This window comes from Erythrobacter sp. HKB08, assembly GCF_004114695.1.
Taxonomy (GTDB): domain Bacteria; phylum Pseudomonadota; class Alphaproteobacteria; order Sphingomonadales; family Sphingomonadaceae; genus Parerythrobacter_A.
This window is the reverse complement of the sequence record NZ_CP035310.1, coordinates 2306154-2319299: the sequence shown is the minus strand read 5'-3', so window position 1 is coordinate 2319299 and position 13146 is coordinate 2306154. Positions and strand designations below refer to the sequence as shown.

At 66.2% G+C, this 13146-nt stretch carries 15 protein-coding genes; 10 read left to right on the top strand and 5 right to left on the bottom strand.

What is annotated here, in order from left to right; translation table 11 throughout:
* Positions 1–42: 42 nt before the first annotated feature.
* Both EO245_RS11235 and EO245_RS11230 read left to right on the top strand, forming a co-directional pair.
* Positions 43–636, top strand: coding sequence for a hypothetical protein (locus EO245_RS11235; protein ID WP_128893013.1), 594 nt, complete (start codon positions 43–45; stop codon positions 634–636).
* Positions 633–1337: a hypothetical protein gene (locus EO245_RS11230; RefSeq protein WP_128893012.1), complete on the top strand. Its 705-nt coding sequence runs from the start codon at positions 633–635 to the stop codon at positions 1335–1337. Before EO245_RS11235 ends, EO245_RS11230 begins: the two co-directional genes overlap by 4 nt.
* Positions 1338–1398: 61 nt before the next feature.
* Here the strand turns inward: EO245_RS11230 and EO245_RS11225 are convergent, their stop codons facing one another.
* Positions 1399–1992 (bottom strand): FMN-dependent NADH-azoreductase, encoded by a 594-nt coding sequence (locus EO245_RS11225; protein WP_128893011.1) that lies wholly within the window; start codon positions 1990–1992, stop codon positions 1399–1401.
* A gap of 96 nt (positions 1993–2088) precedes the next feature.
* Positions 2089–2790 carry a pirin family protein gene (locus EO245_RS11220; RefSeq protein WP_128893010.1) on the bottom strand — a complete coding sequence of 234 codons (702 nt, stop codon included), beginning with the start codon at positions 2788–2790 and terminating at the stop codon, positions 2089–2091.
* Between the two features lie 107 nt (positions 2791–2897).
* On the opposite strand from EO245_RS11220, the gene EO245_RS11215 reads away from it, so the two are divergent.
* The gene (locus EO245_RS11215) at positions 2898–3824 is read left to right on the top strand and encodes a LysR family transcriptional regulator (RefSeq protein WP_128893009.1); all 927 of its coding nucleotides are present in this window, start codon (positions 2898–2900) and stop codon (positions 3822–3824) included.
* A 90-nt stretch (positions 3825–3914) separates the two neighbouring features.
* The gene (locus EO245_RS11210; protein ID WP_128893008.1) at positions 3915–5249 is read left to right on the top strand and encodes an MFS transporter; all 1335 of its coding nucleotides are present in this window, start codon (positions 3915–3917) and stop codon (positions 5247–5249) included.
* 35 nt (positions 5250–5284) lie between these two features.
* Here EO245_RS11210 and EO245_RS11205 read toward each other — a convergent pair whose 3' ends face one another.
* The 3 genes from EO245_RS11205 to EO245_RS11195 all read right to left on the bottom strand — a co-directional run bounded on the left by EO245_RS11205 (position 5285) and on the right by EO245_RS11195 (position 8449).
* The gene (locus EO245_RS11205) at positions 5285–6226 is read right to left on the bottom strand and encodes a rhodanese-related sulfurtransferase (protein WP_128893007.1); all 942 of its coding nucleotides are present in this window, start codon (positions 6224–6226) and stop codon (positions 5285–5287) included.
* A 1-nt stretch (position 6227) separates the two neighbouring features.
* Positions 6228–7310 (bottom strand): branched-chain amino acid aminotransferase, encoded by a 1083-nt coding sequence (locus tag EO245_RS11200; RefSeq protein WP_128893006.1) that lies wholly within the window; start codon positions 7308–7310, stop codon positions 6228–6230.
* A 569-nt stretch (positions 7311–7879) separates the two neighbouring features.
* Positions 7880–8449: a hypothetical protein gene (locus EO245_RS11195; RefSeq protein WP_128893005.1), complete on the bottom strand. Its 570-nt coding sequence runs from the start codon at positions 8447–8449 to the stop codon at positions 7880–7882.
* A 98-nt stretch (positions 8450–8547) separates the two neighbouring features.
* Between EO245_RS11195 and EO245_RS11190 the strand changes: the two genes are divergently transcribed.
* The 6 genes from EO245_RS11190 (at position 8548) to EO245_RS11165 (ending at position 13145) form a co-directional block, all read left to right on the top strand.
* Positions 8548–9294: a TlyA family RNA methyltransferase gene (locus EO245_RS11190; RefSeq protein ID WP_128893004.1), complete on the top strand. Its 747-nt coding sequence runs from the start codon at positions 8548–8550 to the stop codon at positions 9292–9294.
* Between the two features lie 100 nt (positions 9295–9394).
* Entirely contained in the window at positions 9395–9943 is a 549-nt protein-coding gene (locus EO245_RS11185) for a TspO/MBR family protein (protein WP_128893003.1), read from the top strand.
* A gap of 180 nt (positions 9944–10123) precedes the next feature.
* Positions 10124–10375, top strand: a complete 252-nt coding sequence (locus EO245_RS11180) for an accessory factor UbiK family protein (protein WP_128893002.1) — start codon at positions 10124–10126, stop codon at positions 10373–10375.
* 12 nt (positions 10376–10387) lie between these two features.
* Positions 10388–10990, top strand: coding sequence for a DNA repair protein RecO (recO, locus tag EO245_RS11175; RefSeq protein WP_128893001.1), 603 nt, complete (start codon positions 10388–10390; stop codon positions 10988–10990).
* Positions 10987–12045, top strand: coding sequence for a 3-isopropylmalate dehydrogenase (gene leuB, locus EO245_RS11170; RefSeq protein WP_128893000.1), 1059 nt, complete (start codon positions 10987–10989; stop codon positions 12043–12045). The genes recO and leuB overlap by 4 nt, the downstream gene beginning before the upstream one ends.
* An 11-nt stretch (positions 12046–12056) precedes the next feature.
* Positions 12057–13145 (top strand): glycosyltransferase family 2 protein, encoded by a 1089-nt coding sequence (locus EO245_RS11165; RefSeq protein ID WP_128892999.1) that lies wholly within the window; start codon positions 12057–12059, stop codon positions 13143–13145.
* The last annotated feature ends 1 nt before the right edge of the window (position 13146 follow it).

Here is a 13146-nt window from a genome sequence, read left to right as displayed (position 1 = left end):
GGCAGCGAACCGATGCTTCGCAATTCGATGAGGACACTGCGCTTGAGCCTTGCTTGGCTCGCGGTAGCGGCCATGACGGCCGCTCCGGCACAGGCGCAGTTCGGCGGACTCCTGCCGCGCGACGTGCGCAATGTGGTCGACGATGCCAGGGCGAGCGACGATGGCTGCGCGCAAGAGGGCGAGAAAAAGTCCGCCGGCAGCCGAATCCTCGGGGGCATATTCGGGCGGACCGCACGTCGCGCCGGCAATGAAACCGGCCTCTCGAGATTTGCGCCCGTGGGCGAATTCTCCGACCAGATCAGCACCGAAATCGCCTGCAAGCTCGATCCCGAAGAGCAGAAGCTCGCCGCCGATGCGACCCTGCGCGCCACGCGATCGGTCCTGCCCGATGGCGAAGACGAGGATGGCGGCGACCCGGTCGAAAGCCGCCCGGCTATCGGTTCGTCCGCATCGTGGAAATCGGAAACGCGCGACGGGGTGAGCGGCACGTCGACCGTGACCTCGCGCGAGGATACCGGCAGCGAGCTCGACTGCATAACGGTGACCGACGTCATCATCGTGAACGGGGAAGAGACGAAGGCAAACAAGCGTATGTGCCGTCCGCCGGGCTCGCGGCGCTATTCGATCGTCGCATGATCCGGTCCGGTCGCATTCCCGCAGTTCTGGCAGCGGCGCTGCTGCTCATGTCGAACGCGGGCGCGAAGGACCCGGACAATCCGACCTGCCCGAAAGAGCCGAACTGGGGTCCGGCCAGCCCGATGAAGCTGACCCCGGTCGAGCGCGACGGGAAACGCGTGCTGCTGGCCGAAGGCGTGATCGATCCGGTCCTGCCCGACCGCCTCTACGACGTGCTCTCGGCAGACGAGACGATCGAGGAAGTCTGGGTCCGCTCGCGCGGCGGGGATGCACGTGCCGGGAACGAGGCGGGCAAGGTCATTCGCGAACTGTTCCTGCCGACCCGCATTCCGAGTGGCTGGACATGCTTCTCCGCGTGCAACTTCGTTTTCATGGGCGGGCTCAGCCGGGAAATCGAACCGGGCGGGATCTTCATGGTCCACATGTTCACCCATACCGGCCAGCGCGAAGTCATCGCGGAATCGGTCGACAAGGGGACGGAGGACACGGTCGAGCTGATCGGCGAGATCGAGCAGCTCTCCGCCCTGCTGGCGAGCGAGGACAATGATTTCCTCATCAGGATGGGCCTCAGCCGCAAGCTGCTGACCGATATCATGTACCGGCAACTCGCGACCGGCGGGAAGGGCGGTGATGGCGAACGCTACTGCCTCAGCCCGGCCGAAGCGCTCGAATACAATGTCGTGAACCCGCCGCAGGATTAGCGCACATGAAAAAGGGCCGGAGCATCGCCCCGGCCCTCTCTTTCGAACTATCGAGCCGCTGTCAGGCGGCCAGCTTCTGCGCTTCGGCGCTGGCTTCGGCGATACGCTCTTCGCCGCCTGCGCCCATGATCGCGTCGGCTGCGACGGTCTCGATGTCGGTGATGCCGAGGAAGCCGAGGAAGTGGCGCAGCCACGGGGTCATGAAGTCGATCTCGCTATCGACCGGCGTCCCGCCCGAAGCGATCGCGATATAGACCTTCTTCCCGTCGAGCAGGCCGACCGGGCCGTTCTCCGTGTATTTGAACGTCGTGCCAGCGCGGGCGACGAGGTCGGCCCAGGCCTTCACGGTAGCGGGAACCGAGAAATTGTAGACCGGCACGCCGAAGACGATGGTGTCGGCCTGCTGCAGTTCGTCGATAAGCTGGTCGGCGATGGCTGCCAGTTCCTGCTGTTCGGGCGTGCGCTCGGCATAGGGAGCGAGGTTCGCCGCGAAGCGCTCCGCATCGACGAAGGGCAGGTCGTTGGCCGACAGGTCGCGCTCGACGACAGTTGCGCCGGTCTTGTCGCGCAGGCCGGCAACGATGGTCGAGCTGAGCGAGCGGGAGACGGATTCGGCGCCGCGGATGCTGGCGGTGATGTGGAGAATGTTCGACATGAGTGGTGGCTCCTTGGTGAATCTTGGGGGTGCTCCCCCTCCGAAGGGTTGGAGGAGGGGATCGGAGGGGGAGCGTCGGGGTATTCCGCGTTTGCGTCAGGCCGCGTCGACGAGGACGAGTTCGCTGTCCTCGATCGCGGTGATGGTCACGCTTTCCTGCTGGGTGATGGCGATACCGTCGCGCGCCTTCGCCTCGACGTTCTCGACGCGGATCTTGCCGGTCGCGGGGACGAGGTAGAGATGCCGCGAGGGATCGCGCGGCGTGTAGGTCACGCTTTCGCCGGCCTTCACCGTGGCACCGAGTACACGGGCATCGGTGCGGATGGGAAGGGCGTCATCGTCGTTCGCCGCGCCGCTGGCGAGGGGCACGAACTGGCCGGCGCGGTCGTCCTTGGGGAACTTGCGCGCACCCCAGCTCGGGCTGCCGCCGCGCTCGCTCGGGATGATCCAGATCTGGAAGAGCGTGGTTTCCTCGTCCTCCAGGTTGAATTCCGAGTGCTGGACGCCGTTGCCCGCGCTCATCACCTGCACGTCGCCCGCTTCGGTACGGCCTTCGTTGCCCATGCTGTCGCGGTGCGTGATCGCGCCGCTGCGGACGTAGGTGATGATTTCCATGTCGCTGTGCGGATGGGTCGGGAAGCCCGACTTCGGGGCGATCTTGTCGTCGTTCCAGACGCGCAGCGCACCCCAGTTCACCCGCGAGGGATCGTGGTAGCCGGCGAAGGAGAAGTGGTGGCGCGCATCGAGCCAGCCGTGGTTGGCGGCGCCGAGGCTTTCAAAGGGTCGCAGTTCGATCATGGCGTATCTCCTGTTGGAGTGTCTTGCTTTCCGACGCCGAGATAGGCCTTGTCGTTCCAACGGATAAGTGAGATAAAATCGCTCGAAATGTTCAAGAAAGCTGAACAGTGAAGCTGGGCGAGCCGAGCCTCGACCAATTGCGCATCTTCCTCGCTGTGGCGGAGGAAGGCAGCTTCGGCGCGGCTGCGCGGCGCATGGGGCGGGCGGTTTCCGCCGTCAGCTACGGCATCGCGCAGATGGAGGCACAGCTCGGCGTGACCCTGTTCGAGCGCGAGGGATCGAAGAAGCCGGTGCTGACCGATGCGGGCGAGGGGCTGCTGCCCGAAGCACGCGCGGTCGCCGATGGGGTCGATGCGCTGGTCGCCAAGACACGTAGCCTGCATGCGGGCCTTGAAAGCGAGGTTTCGCTGGTCCTCGACGTGATGTTTCCCGGCGAAGTGACCGCGCAGGTGCTGCGCGAATTTCGCACGATGTATCCGACCGTGTCGCTGCGCCTCCATGTCGAGGGGCTGGGCGCAGTGGCGGCATGCCTGCTCGACGGCGAGGCGGAACTGGCGGTGGGTGGACCGGTGCTCGGCGACCATCCCGACCTCGAACGCCAGGCGATCGGCGCGGTCGAGCTCGTACCCGTCGCCGCGCCCGACCATCCGCTGGCGCGCAAGGGCGTGAAGCCCGGAGAAAGCCGCGAGCATCTCCAGCTCATCCTGTCAGACCGTTCGAAGCTGACCGAGGGACGCGAGTTCTCGGTCCTCAGCCCGCTAAGCTGGCGGCTCGCCGACCTCGGCGCGAAGCATTCGCTGCTGCGCGAGGGCATCGGCTGGGGCAACATGCCGCGTCACATGGTCTCTGCCGACCTCGCCGAAGGGCGTCTTGTCGAACTCGACCTGCCCGAGAAGCCCGGCGCCGATTATACGCTCAGCGCGCTATGGCGGCGCGACCGCAGGCCGGGCCCTGCGACCAGTTGGCTGATTGACACTTTCCGCGAGCGGCTGGGCAAATGCGATGCGGGGCTCGCGGTGCGCGGGGCGACTTAAAGCGGCCCCTGTCGCTTCCATACAATCCATCGGGCCCGGTTCGCGGTTTCCTCCCTTCCAGCGGTCGCGCAGTGTCGAGGGGACGGACACATGCAATCGTTGATCCTATCGCGGAGCAGGCCGCTGCGGCTGTTCACGCTATTCATTCTCTATGTCGGACAGGGCCTGCCGATCGGGCTGAGCTGGTTTGCGATACCCGCGTGGATGGCAGCCAATGGCGCAAGCGCGGCGGACATCGGATCGGTCGTCGCGCTGACCGCGCTGCCGTGGTCGCTCAAGCTGGTGAACGGCTTCTTCATGGACCGCTACACCTTCCTCGCGATGGGACGGCGCAGGGTGTGGCTGATCGGTGCGCAGGGCGCGATGATCCTCGTCCTGCTCGGCGCGATCGCCCTCAACCCGACCTATACGGACGTGGCACTGCTGGGCGGGATCGGCTTTGCGCTGAACGTCGCGACGACATTCCAGGATGTCGCGGTCGACGGGCTCGCGGTCGATATCATGGAAGAGGACGAGCGCGCGCGCGGCAGCGGGATGATGTTCGGCGGGCAATCCATCGGCATCGCGACGGGGACCGCGGTGGCGGGCGCGGTCATCGGGACATACGGCGCTCCGGCAGCCTATGTGCTGGTGGCCGCGCTGGTCTTCCTGCTGTGCCTCTACATCATCGCGTTCCGCGAGCGGGAAGGGGAGCGCCGCTTGCCTTGGACCAAGGGCACCGCGCATGAACGCAACCTCGCTATCCAGGCCGATGCATGGTGGCCGATCCTCAAATCGACCTTCCTGTCACTGGTGAAATCGCAGAGCCTGCTGTGGCTCCCGGTGCTGTTCGGCCGGGGGATGCTCTATGGCGGCATGACCGGCGTGACGCCGCTGATCGGCGCGCAATATGTCGGCTGGAACGAGAGCGAAATCGCCGCGCTGACCGCGACTGCGGGTCTTGTCGCCGGCGTGCTCTGCCTGACGCTCGGCGGCTGGCTCGGCGACAAGTTCGGCGCCAAGCGGACCGGGATCGGCTGGCTCGTCGTGCAGCTGTTCATGGCCGGGACGATGTATCTCTCCATGCCGTACTGGAGCGATCCGGCGCTGTTCATCGGCTTCGTCTATGCGTGGATCGCGCTCGACCTGCTGCTGACGGTCGCGCTGCTACCGGTCTCGATGCGGCTATGCGATGCGAAGGTCGCCGCGACGCAGTTCACCATCTACATGGCGGTGAGCAATTTCGGCATTTCCTTCGGCGCCTTCATGCTCGGCCGCGCGGAGAGCATGGGCGGCCTGCAGAGCATCTTCCTCGTTGTCGGATCGGGCATGGTGGCGAGCCTCGTGCTGCTTCTCACCGTGCGCTATCCGCGCCGGCCGGAATATTACGAGAAGATCGCCGCCAGCCTCGCGAACGACGAGCGGGTCAGGCCCCGGATCGACTAGGCGTATCGACTAGGCTTATCGGCTGGGCGGGAGGCTCAGCCGCTGGTCGGCAGGCGCTTGCCGACATGCGCATCGCCGCGCTTCCGCGCGAGCGCTTCCTGCCGTTGGCGCTCGGCATAGCGGGCGCGCTGGGCTTCGTCGCGTTCGTCGATGCAGTGCGGGCAGCTGACGCCTTCGACCCAGGCGGGCGAGGCCATGTCCTCTTCGCTGACCGGCCTGCGGCACGCGCGACACAGCGCATGGGTGCCCTGTTCAAGCCCGTGGCCGACTGCGACGCGCTCGTCGAAGACGAAGCATTCACCGTCCCACAGGCTTTTCTCGGCCGGCACGTCCTCGAGATATTTCAGGATGCCGCCCTTGAGGTGATAGACCTCGTCCACGCCTTCGGAACGCAGGAAGCTGGTCGATTTCTCGCACCGGATACCGCCGGTGCAGAACATCGCGACCTTCTTCTTCCCCTCGAGCAATTCCTCGCGGTGGGCGCGGAACCATTCGGGGAAGTCGCGGAAGCTCGCGGTCTTGGGATCGACCGCGCCGCGGAAGGTGCCGATGGCGACTTCGTAATCGTTGCGCGTATCGATCACGAGCGTGTCGGGATCGGCGATCAGCGCGTTCCAGTCCTCCGGCGCGACATAGCGCCCGACGCTTTCGCGCGGGTCGATATCGGGCTCTCCCATGGTGACGATCTCGCGCTTCAGCCGGACCTTGGTGCGATTGAAGGGCATCTCGTCCGCGCCGGAAAACTTCACGTCGAGATCGGCGCAGCCGGGAAGCGAGCGGATATGGCCGAGCACGCGGGCGATCGCGTTCTCGCTGCCCGCGATCGTGCCGTTGATGCCTTCCCTGGCGAGCAGCAGCGTGCCGCGCACGCCCACTTCCTCGCACAGGGCGAGCAGCGGCTCACGCAGCGCTGCCGGGTCCTCGAACGGCGTGAACTGGTAGAGCGCCGCAACGGTGATCGGCGACGGATCGGTCATATCAGGGAAGCTTCGTGACCCAGCCGTGGCTGTCGGCGATCTTGCCGGTCTGGATACCGACGAGGCGCTCGCGCAGCTTGGAGGTGATCTGGCCGGCGCTGCCCGAGCCGATGGTGAACTCGCCATCCGGGCCGACGACCGTGCCGACCGGGGTGACGACCGCAGCAGTGCCGCAGGCCATCGTCTCGACGAGATTGCCCTTGGTCGCATCGGCGCGCCACTGGTCGATGCTGTAGGGCTCCTCGCGCACGTTGAGGCCTTCTTCGCGCAGCAGGGCGATCAGGCTGTCGCGGGTGATGCCCGGCAGGATCGTGCCGGTGAGCGGCGGGGTGATGACCGTGCCGTCGTCGAACACGAAGAACAGGTTCATGCCACCCAGTTCCTCGATCCACTTCTTCTCGACCGCGTCGAGGAAGACGACTTGGTCGCAGCCGTTGGCGATGCCTTCGGCCTGGGGGACGAGGCTGGCCGCGTAATTGCCGCCGGTCTTCGCCGCGCCGGTGCCGCCGGGGGCTGCGCGGGTGTAGTTGCGGCTGACCCAGATCTTCACCGCCGAGTGGCCCGACTTGAAATAGCCGCCGACCGGCGAGGCGATCAGCAGGTACTTGTACTGCTTGGCCGGGCGCACGCCGAGGAAGGCCTCGGTCGCGAACATGAAGGGGCGCAGGTAAAGCGCGCCGCCCGGGATAGTCGGAACCCACTCGCGATCGACCGCGACCAGCTGGCGGATCGATTCGAGGAACAGCTCTTCGGGCAGTTCGGGCATCGCCATGCGGCGCGCGCTCGCATTGAAGCGCTGCGCATTCGCCTCCGGACGGAAGAGGGCGAGACCGCCTTCCTCGTACTGGTAGGCTTTCATGCCCTCGAAGATTTCCTGCGCGTAATGCAGTACCGCGGCAGCGGGATCGAGCGTGATCGGCTGGCGCGGCCCGACCTTGGCGCTGAACCAGCCGCCCTTCGCTTCGTCGTAGTCGATTTCGACCATGTGGTCGGTAAACAGCGTGCCGAAGCCCGGATCGGCAATAGCCTGCTGGCGCGTCTCGCCCGGAACGGGGGCGGGGTGGGGTATCGTCTGGAATTCCATGTTGCGCGGTTAAATCCTGCGCTCGCTTTCCGCAAGCGGTGGCTGGTTTGGAGGTGGGTTTGTTTTTTGCGCACCCCATCCGGAGGGGCGCTGTGCCCGTCGAGACCGTGTCTGAAAGGGGGAAACGGTCGCTCAGCGACCGCAAGGCCGACCGGCCGCCCGCAGCGACGCGACCTTCAGGTCGCATGAGCGAGGAAATCGCGCCCCGGATGGGGCGCGTAACACAGAAATGAGAAAGGCGGCCCTCGCCCGTAGGAGGTACCGCCTTTCGCATGGTCAGCGGCCAGGAAGTGCCGCTCACGAAGCCTCTAAGGGTATGGAATTACCGATAGTGCTCCGTGCGGAAACTTGCCGACCTCTCTGCTGAACCATGAGACATCGGATCACCTCCTTTCGCGCTGTAGAGCCAAGACCCAGTCCGTATCACCGGGGGCCGAGTTTCGCGTTCGCCGCTGAACTCAAGTGTCAATTTGAGTCGGATGGGATGTGAAAACAAGGCTTGAAAAAAAGTTTTCCCACGTCAGAATTGATGATTGTGGCCGCGCAGAAATGTGCGGCCTTTTTAATGCCTAGCGACAATCCTCGATCACCCGCGTCACTTCCGGCCAGGACGGCAGGTAGAGCGTCGGCAGCCCGGCGGTCTCGACCGCGAAGCGCCCGCGGCTGAAGGCCATCGCATCGAGCAGGCGGTCGTTCGGATCGAGCTCCGTGGTCAGCATCGCCCTTGCTCCGGGAAGCGGCGTGACGGTCAGCAGGCGCTCCTCGGTCTCGGTGCGAATGCGCATCGGCACGGACACGTTGATCGCACCGACTCGCGCAATTCCGACTCGCCGCGTCTGCCGGTTGCAGCGCAGGATGAAAGCGGGATCGTTCGATGCGACACCGTAGATGGCGAGCGTCTCGCCGCGTTCGCTGACATAGCTCCAGTCGCCCGGCGTCTGCGGCGCGTCGGCCCAGTTGTCGTACTCCGGTTCTACCACTGCGGGCGGCGGCGTAGGAGTGGGCGTCGGGGTCGGGACCGGCCGGGGGCGTTCCTGCACGATCGGCGGCGGGGGCGGCGCACAGCAGGCAGCGCCGAGGGCGAGCAGGGCCACCAGCATGCGCGAGCGGCGGGCGAAAAGTTTCGTCGGATCAGCCATATGTTGTTGCCTCTTCGAATCCTTTCACACCGGCAAAGTTCCGCGAGCATGCCGCTTTCGCTTGGCAAGAACGCCTGTGCCCTTCTATCGGCGCTCGCATGGCGCGCAAGGCACGTCTCGACCAAATGCTTGTCCAGCGGGGGCTGGTGGAAAGCCGCACACGCGCGCAGGCGCTGGTGATGGCGGGCGTGGTGTTCTCGGGTGAGACCAAGATGTCGAAGCCCGGTCAGCAATTGCCCGAGGACGCACCGCTCGAAGTGCGCGGGCGCGATCACCCGTGGGTTAGCCGCGGCGGGATCAAGCTAGCGCATGCGCTGGAGGAGTTCGGCCTCGACCCGGCCGGGGTGACCGCGATGGATGTCGGCAGCTCGACCGGCGGCTTCACCGATGTGCTGCTGACGAAGGGCGCGGCGCATGTGATCGCGGTCGACAGCGGAACCAACCAGCTCGCCTGGAAGCTGCGGCAGGACGAGCGCGTCACCGTGCTCGAACAGACCAGCGCACGTATCCTGACGTCCGAAATGATCGGCCGCCCCTATAGCTGGGTGGTGTGCGATGCGTCCTTCATCAGCCTCGAAAAAGTGCTCGAAGTGCCGCTTCGCCTCGCCGAGCCGGACTGCCGGCTTGTCGCGCTGATCAAGCCGCAGTTCGAGGTCGGGCGCGAGGAGGTCGGCAAGAAGGGCGTCGTGAGCGACCCGGCCCTGCACCAGCGCGTGTGCGACGAAGTGCGCGACTGGCTCGAAGGCGAGGGGTGGCAGGTCGACGGTATCGTCCAGAGCCCGATCACCGGGCCGGAAGGCAATGTCGAGTTCCTCATCTCCGCCCGCCGCGGTGCAACCGTTTGATCTCCAAGCATCCCGCAGCGGAACACTATGGTAAGCGGCATTGCGGCCCGCCTGTCGCCCCGCCAATATCCTTTTTCCGCGAATCGGACCGGGAGAATTCATGAGCGTCCTCGCATCGAAAGGACAATTGCGCGCCAGCTTCATTCGCTGGGCCCTGTTCACCGTGCCGACCTGCGTGCTGCTGGGTTTCCTCTCCGGCCAGTTCGGCAGCCCGAACAGCGCGTGGTTCCAGTCGCTCGTGAAGCCCTCGATCTTTCCCGACCCGATCTGGTTCGGGATCGTGTGGACGATCCTCTACGTGATGATGGGCCTTGCACTGGCGCTGATCTGCGCGGCCTGGGGGGCGAAGGGGCGCACGTTGGCGATCATCCTTTTCGTGGTGCAATTCGCGCTCAACATCGCGTGGACGCCGGTGTTCTTCGGCGCCTACCAGATGACCGGCGGACTGATCGTCCTCGGCCTGCTGGCAATTGCGCTGATCGCGACTATCGTCGCCTTCTGGCGCATTCGTGCGCTCGCCGGGGCGCTGCTCATTCCCTATCTCGCGTGGGTCGGCTTCGCGAGCGTGCTCAATTACGAGTTCCTGCGCCTCAACCCGGAAGCGGACGGACAGGCACCGACCCAGTCGGTCCAGCGGATCGAGTTTTAGAAGGGTTGGTGGCTTGCTGACCGGCTAGGCCTGGCCCGGCCCGCCCAGGGCCGCAAGGGCGACTGCCCGCCCGCAGCGACGCGACCGCAAGGTCGCATGAGCGAGGATAGCCAAGGGGCCGGATGGCCCCGCCGGCGCTTGAGGCTAGACAAAAACGGCATCTCGTCCCATCTGGGCGAGATGCAAAGCCAAAACCCTTTGATCGCCGACTTCGTCAAACTCGCCAACAGCGCGGCTGGCACCTTTGCCGGCATGACCCGCGAGGCGCGCGAGAGCGCCCGTGAGCGGGTCAAGGAAGCGATGGGCGGAATGGATTTCGTCAGCCGCGAGGAATTCGACGCGGTGAAGGAAATGGCTTCCAAGGCGCGGGAAGAAAACGAAAAGCTCAGCGAACGCCTCGCCGAGCTGGAGGCGAAGCTCGCTTCCAAGTAAGGGCGCGGCGCGATGAACCTGCGCGCCCCTGCCATCCTTCTCGCCGCGCGCTCGCATGGCGAGACAGCCGTCATCGCAAGGATGCTGACCGAAGAGCATGGGCTAGTCGCGGGCTATGTCGCGGGCGGGCGCGGGCGGCAGCTGCGCCCGGTGGTCATTCCCGGCAACCTCGTCGAAGTCGACTTGCGCGCAAAATCCGACAGCCAGCTTCCCTTCGCCAAGGTCGAGCTCGTGCAGAGCCGTGGTCCTTGGCTGGCCGAGCCTTTGCCTGCCGCCGCGATCGGCTGGGCGACTGCGCTCACCGCCACCGCGCTGCCGGAACGCAATCCCTATCCCACGCTCTACAGCGCGCTCGGCGCGCTGCTCGATGCGATCTGTAATGCAGGCTCGGCGCGCGACTGGCTGCGCGGGCTGATCGCTTATGAGGCGCTGCTGCTGCGCGAGCTCGGCTACGGGGGCGGTCCGCCTCCTGCCGAAGCGGAGCTTGAGCCGCTGCTGGAAATCTTTGCCGCCCAGGGCCCCCTGATCGAGCGCTACCTTCTTGCCGACCGGCGGGGCGATGTTATGGCCGCCCGCATCATGCTGTACGAGCGACTGGGGCGGATGGTGCGATGAAAGTAGCGATTTTTGCAGGCGACGGAATCGGGACGGAAGTCATGGCCGAGGCCGTGCGGGTGCTCGAAAGCCTGCGCCTGCCGGGCCTGACACTGTTCGAGGGCGATGTCGGCGCGATCGCCTACCAGCGCCATGGTCATCCGCTGCCCGCAGAAACACTCGACATGGCGCGCGCTGCCGACGCGATCCTGTTCGGCGCGGTGGGCGATCCGTCCTGCGACAACCTCGATCGCCACCTGCGGCCCGAACAGGCGGTGCTCGGCCTGCGCAGCGAGCTTGGCCTGTTCGCCAACCTTCGCCCGGCGAACGTCTTTCCGGGCCTCGAGGATGCCTCCGCTCTGAAGCCCGAAGTCGCCCGCGCAATCGACCTCCTCATCGTTCGCGAGCTCAATGGCGACGTCTATTTCGGCGACAAGGGCATGCGCGAAACGCCGGGCGGCGAGCGCGAGGGGTGGGACATGATGTCCTACAGCGAAAGCGAGGTCCGGCGCATCGCCCACACGGCCTTCCGCGCCGCGCAGGGCCGCAAGGGCCGCCTGTGCAGTGTCGACAAGGCGAACGTGCTCGAAACCAGCCAGCTGTGGCGCGATGTCGTGTGCGAGGTCGCGGGCGAGTACCCCGATGTCGAGCTCAGCCACATGTATGTCGACAACGCCGCGATGCAGCTTGTGCGCAATCCGGGCCAGTTCGACGTCGTCGTCACCGGCAACCTCTTCGGCGATATCCTGTCCGACCAGGCGAGCATGTGCGTCGGCTCGATCGGCCTGCTGGCGAGCGCCTCGCTCGGCGAGCGGATGACCGCGCACGGCACCTTCGGCCTCTACGAACCGATCCACGGCAGCGCGCCCGACATCGCAGGGCAGGGGATCGCCAACCCGATGGCGACGATCCTCTCGGCCGCGATGATGCTGCGCCACAGCTTCGGCCGCGAGGAGGATGCCGCCCGCATCGAGGCGGCGGTCGCGAAGGCGGTTGCCGACGGTGTGCTCGGTGCAGACCTCGGCGGGACGGCATCGACCAAGGAAATCGGTGACGCGGTGGTCGAACGGCTTTAAGGCCGCTCGCCATGCTCGACCTCGCCATCATCCTGCCGACACTGGACGAGCGCGAGAACATCGCGCCGCTGGTCAACCGGATCGAGGATGCGCTGGGGCCGGAGGGCTGGGAAATCGTCATCGTCGACGACGACAGCGCCGACGGCACGGCTGATGCAGCGCGCAATCTGGCGCTGGCCGATAGCCGCATCCGGGTGATCCACCGCATCGGACGGCGCGGTCTCGCCTCGGCGGCGATCGAGGGCATGTGCGCGACCGCAGCTCCTTACGTGGCGGTGATGGACGCCGACCACCAGCACGACCCGGCGCTGCTGCGCACCATGCTCGAAGCGGTGAAATCGGGCGAGGCCGATGTCGCCGTCGCCAGCCGCTTCGTCGAAGGCGGCAGCGCAGCCGGGCTCGCCAGCGCACGGCGCGAAAAGGCATCGGGCTGGGCCAACCGCATCGCGCGGCGCATCACCGGCGTCGACCTCACCGACCCGATGAGCGGGTTCTTCCTGCTCGAGACGAGCCGCGCGCGCGCGCTCGCACCGCGCCTGTCGGGGGTCGGTTTCAAGATCCTGCTCGACATCCTCGCGACCTCGCCAGAGCGGCTGCGTATTCGCGAAGTCCCGCTGCAATTCGCCGAGCGGCGCTGCGGGGAGAGTAAGCTCGACCGCGCGGTCGCTTTCGAATTCCTCATCGGTTTGTATGAGCGCACGTTCGGCCGCGTCATCCCGACCCGCTTCGCCCTGTTCGGCACGGTCGGCGCGCTTGGCGTCGGCGTGCACATGGCGATCCTCGCGCTTCTGTTCCGCGAGCTGGCCGTCGCCTTCGTGCCCTCGCAGGCGCTGGCGACCTTCGGCGCGATGACGTTCAATTTCTGGCTCAACAACTGGCTGACCTACCGCGACCAGCGACTGAAGGGCGCGAGCGCGATCCTTGCAGGCTGGCTCGGCTTCTGCGCGACCTGCGCGGTCGGCGCGCTCGCCAATGTCGCGGTAGCGGGATTCCTCAAAGGGCAGGGCGTGTTCTGGGTGCTCGCCGCGCTGGCCGGCATCGTCATCGGCGCGGTGTGGAACTACGCGCTGTCGAGCCGCGTCGTCTGGGGGCGCTACTAGG

Excerpts from the sequence above, each read along its gene's own strand:
- EO245_RS11230 (WP_128893012.1), top strand. The coding sequence starts at position 633 with ATGATCCGGTCCGGTCGCATTCCCGCAGTTCTGGCAGCGGCGCTGCTG.
- EO245_RS11225 (WP_128893011.1), bottom strand. The coding sequence starts at position 1,992 with ATGTCGAACATTCTCCACATCACCGCCAGCATCCGCGGCGCCGAATCC.
- EO245_RS11220 (WP_128893010.1), bottom strand. The coding sequence starts at position 2,790 with ATGATCGAACTGCGACCCTTTGAAAGCCTCGGCGCCGCCAACCACGGC.
- EO245_RS11210 (WP_128893008.1), top strand. The coding sequence starts at position 3,915 with ATGCAATCGTTGATCCTATCGCGGAGCAGGCCGCTGCGGCTGTTCACG.
- EO245_RS11205 (WP_128893007.1), bottom strand. The coding sequence starts at position 6,226 with ATGACCGATCCGTCGCCGATCACCGTTGCGGCGCTCTACCAGTTCACG.
- EO245_RS11200 (WP_128893006.1), bottom strand. The coding sequence starts at position 7,310 with ATGGAATTCCAGACGATACCCCACCCCGCCCCCGTTCCGGGCGAGACG.
- EO245_RS11195 (WP_128893005.1), bottom strand. The coding sequence starts at position 8,449 with ATGGCTGATCCGACGAAACTTTTCGCCCGCCGCTCGCGCATGCTGGTG.
- EO245_RS11190 (WP_128893004.1), top strand. The coding sequence starts at position 8,548 with ATGGCGCGCAAGGCACGTCTCGACCAAATGCTTGTCCAGCGGGGGCTG.
- EO245_RS11185 (WP_128893003.1), top strand. The coding sequence starts at position 9,395 with ATGAGCGTCCTCGCATCGAAAGGACAATTGCGCGCCAGCTTCATTCGC.
- EO245_RS11180 (WP_128893002.1), top strand. The coding sequence starts at position 10,124 with ATGCAAAGCCAAAACCCTTTGATCGCCGACTTCGTCAAACTCGCCAAC.
- recO (WP_128893001.1), top strand. The coding sequence starts at position 10,388 with ATGAACCTGCGCGCCCCTGCCATCCTTCTCGCCGCGCGCTCGCATGGC.
- leuB (WP_128893000.1), top strand. The coding sequence starts at position 10,987 with ATGAAAGTAGCGATTTTTGCAGGCGACGGAATCGGGACGGAAGTCATG.
- EO245_RS11165 (WP_128892999.1), top strand. The coding sequence starts at position 12,057 with ATGCTCGACCTCGCCATCATCCTGCCGACACTGGACGAGCGCGAGAAC.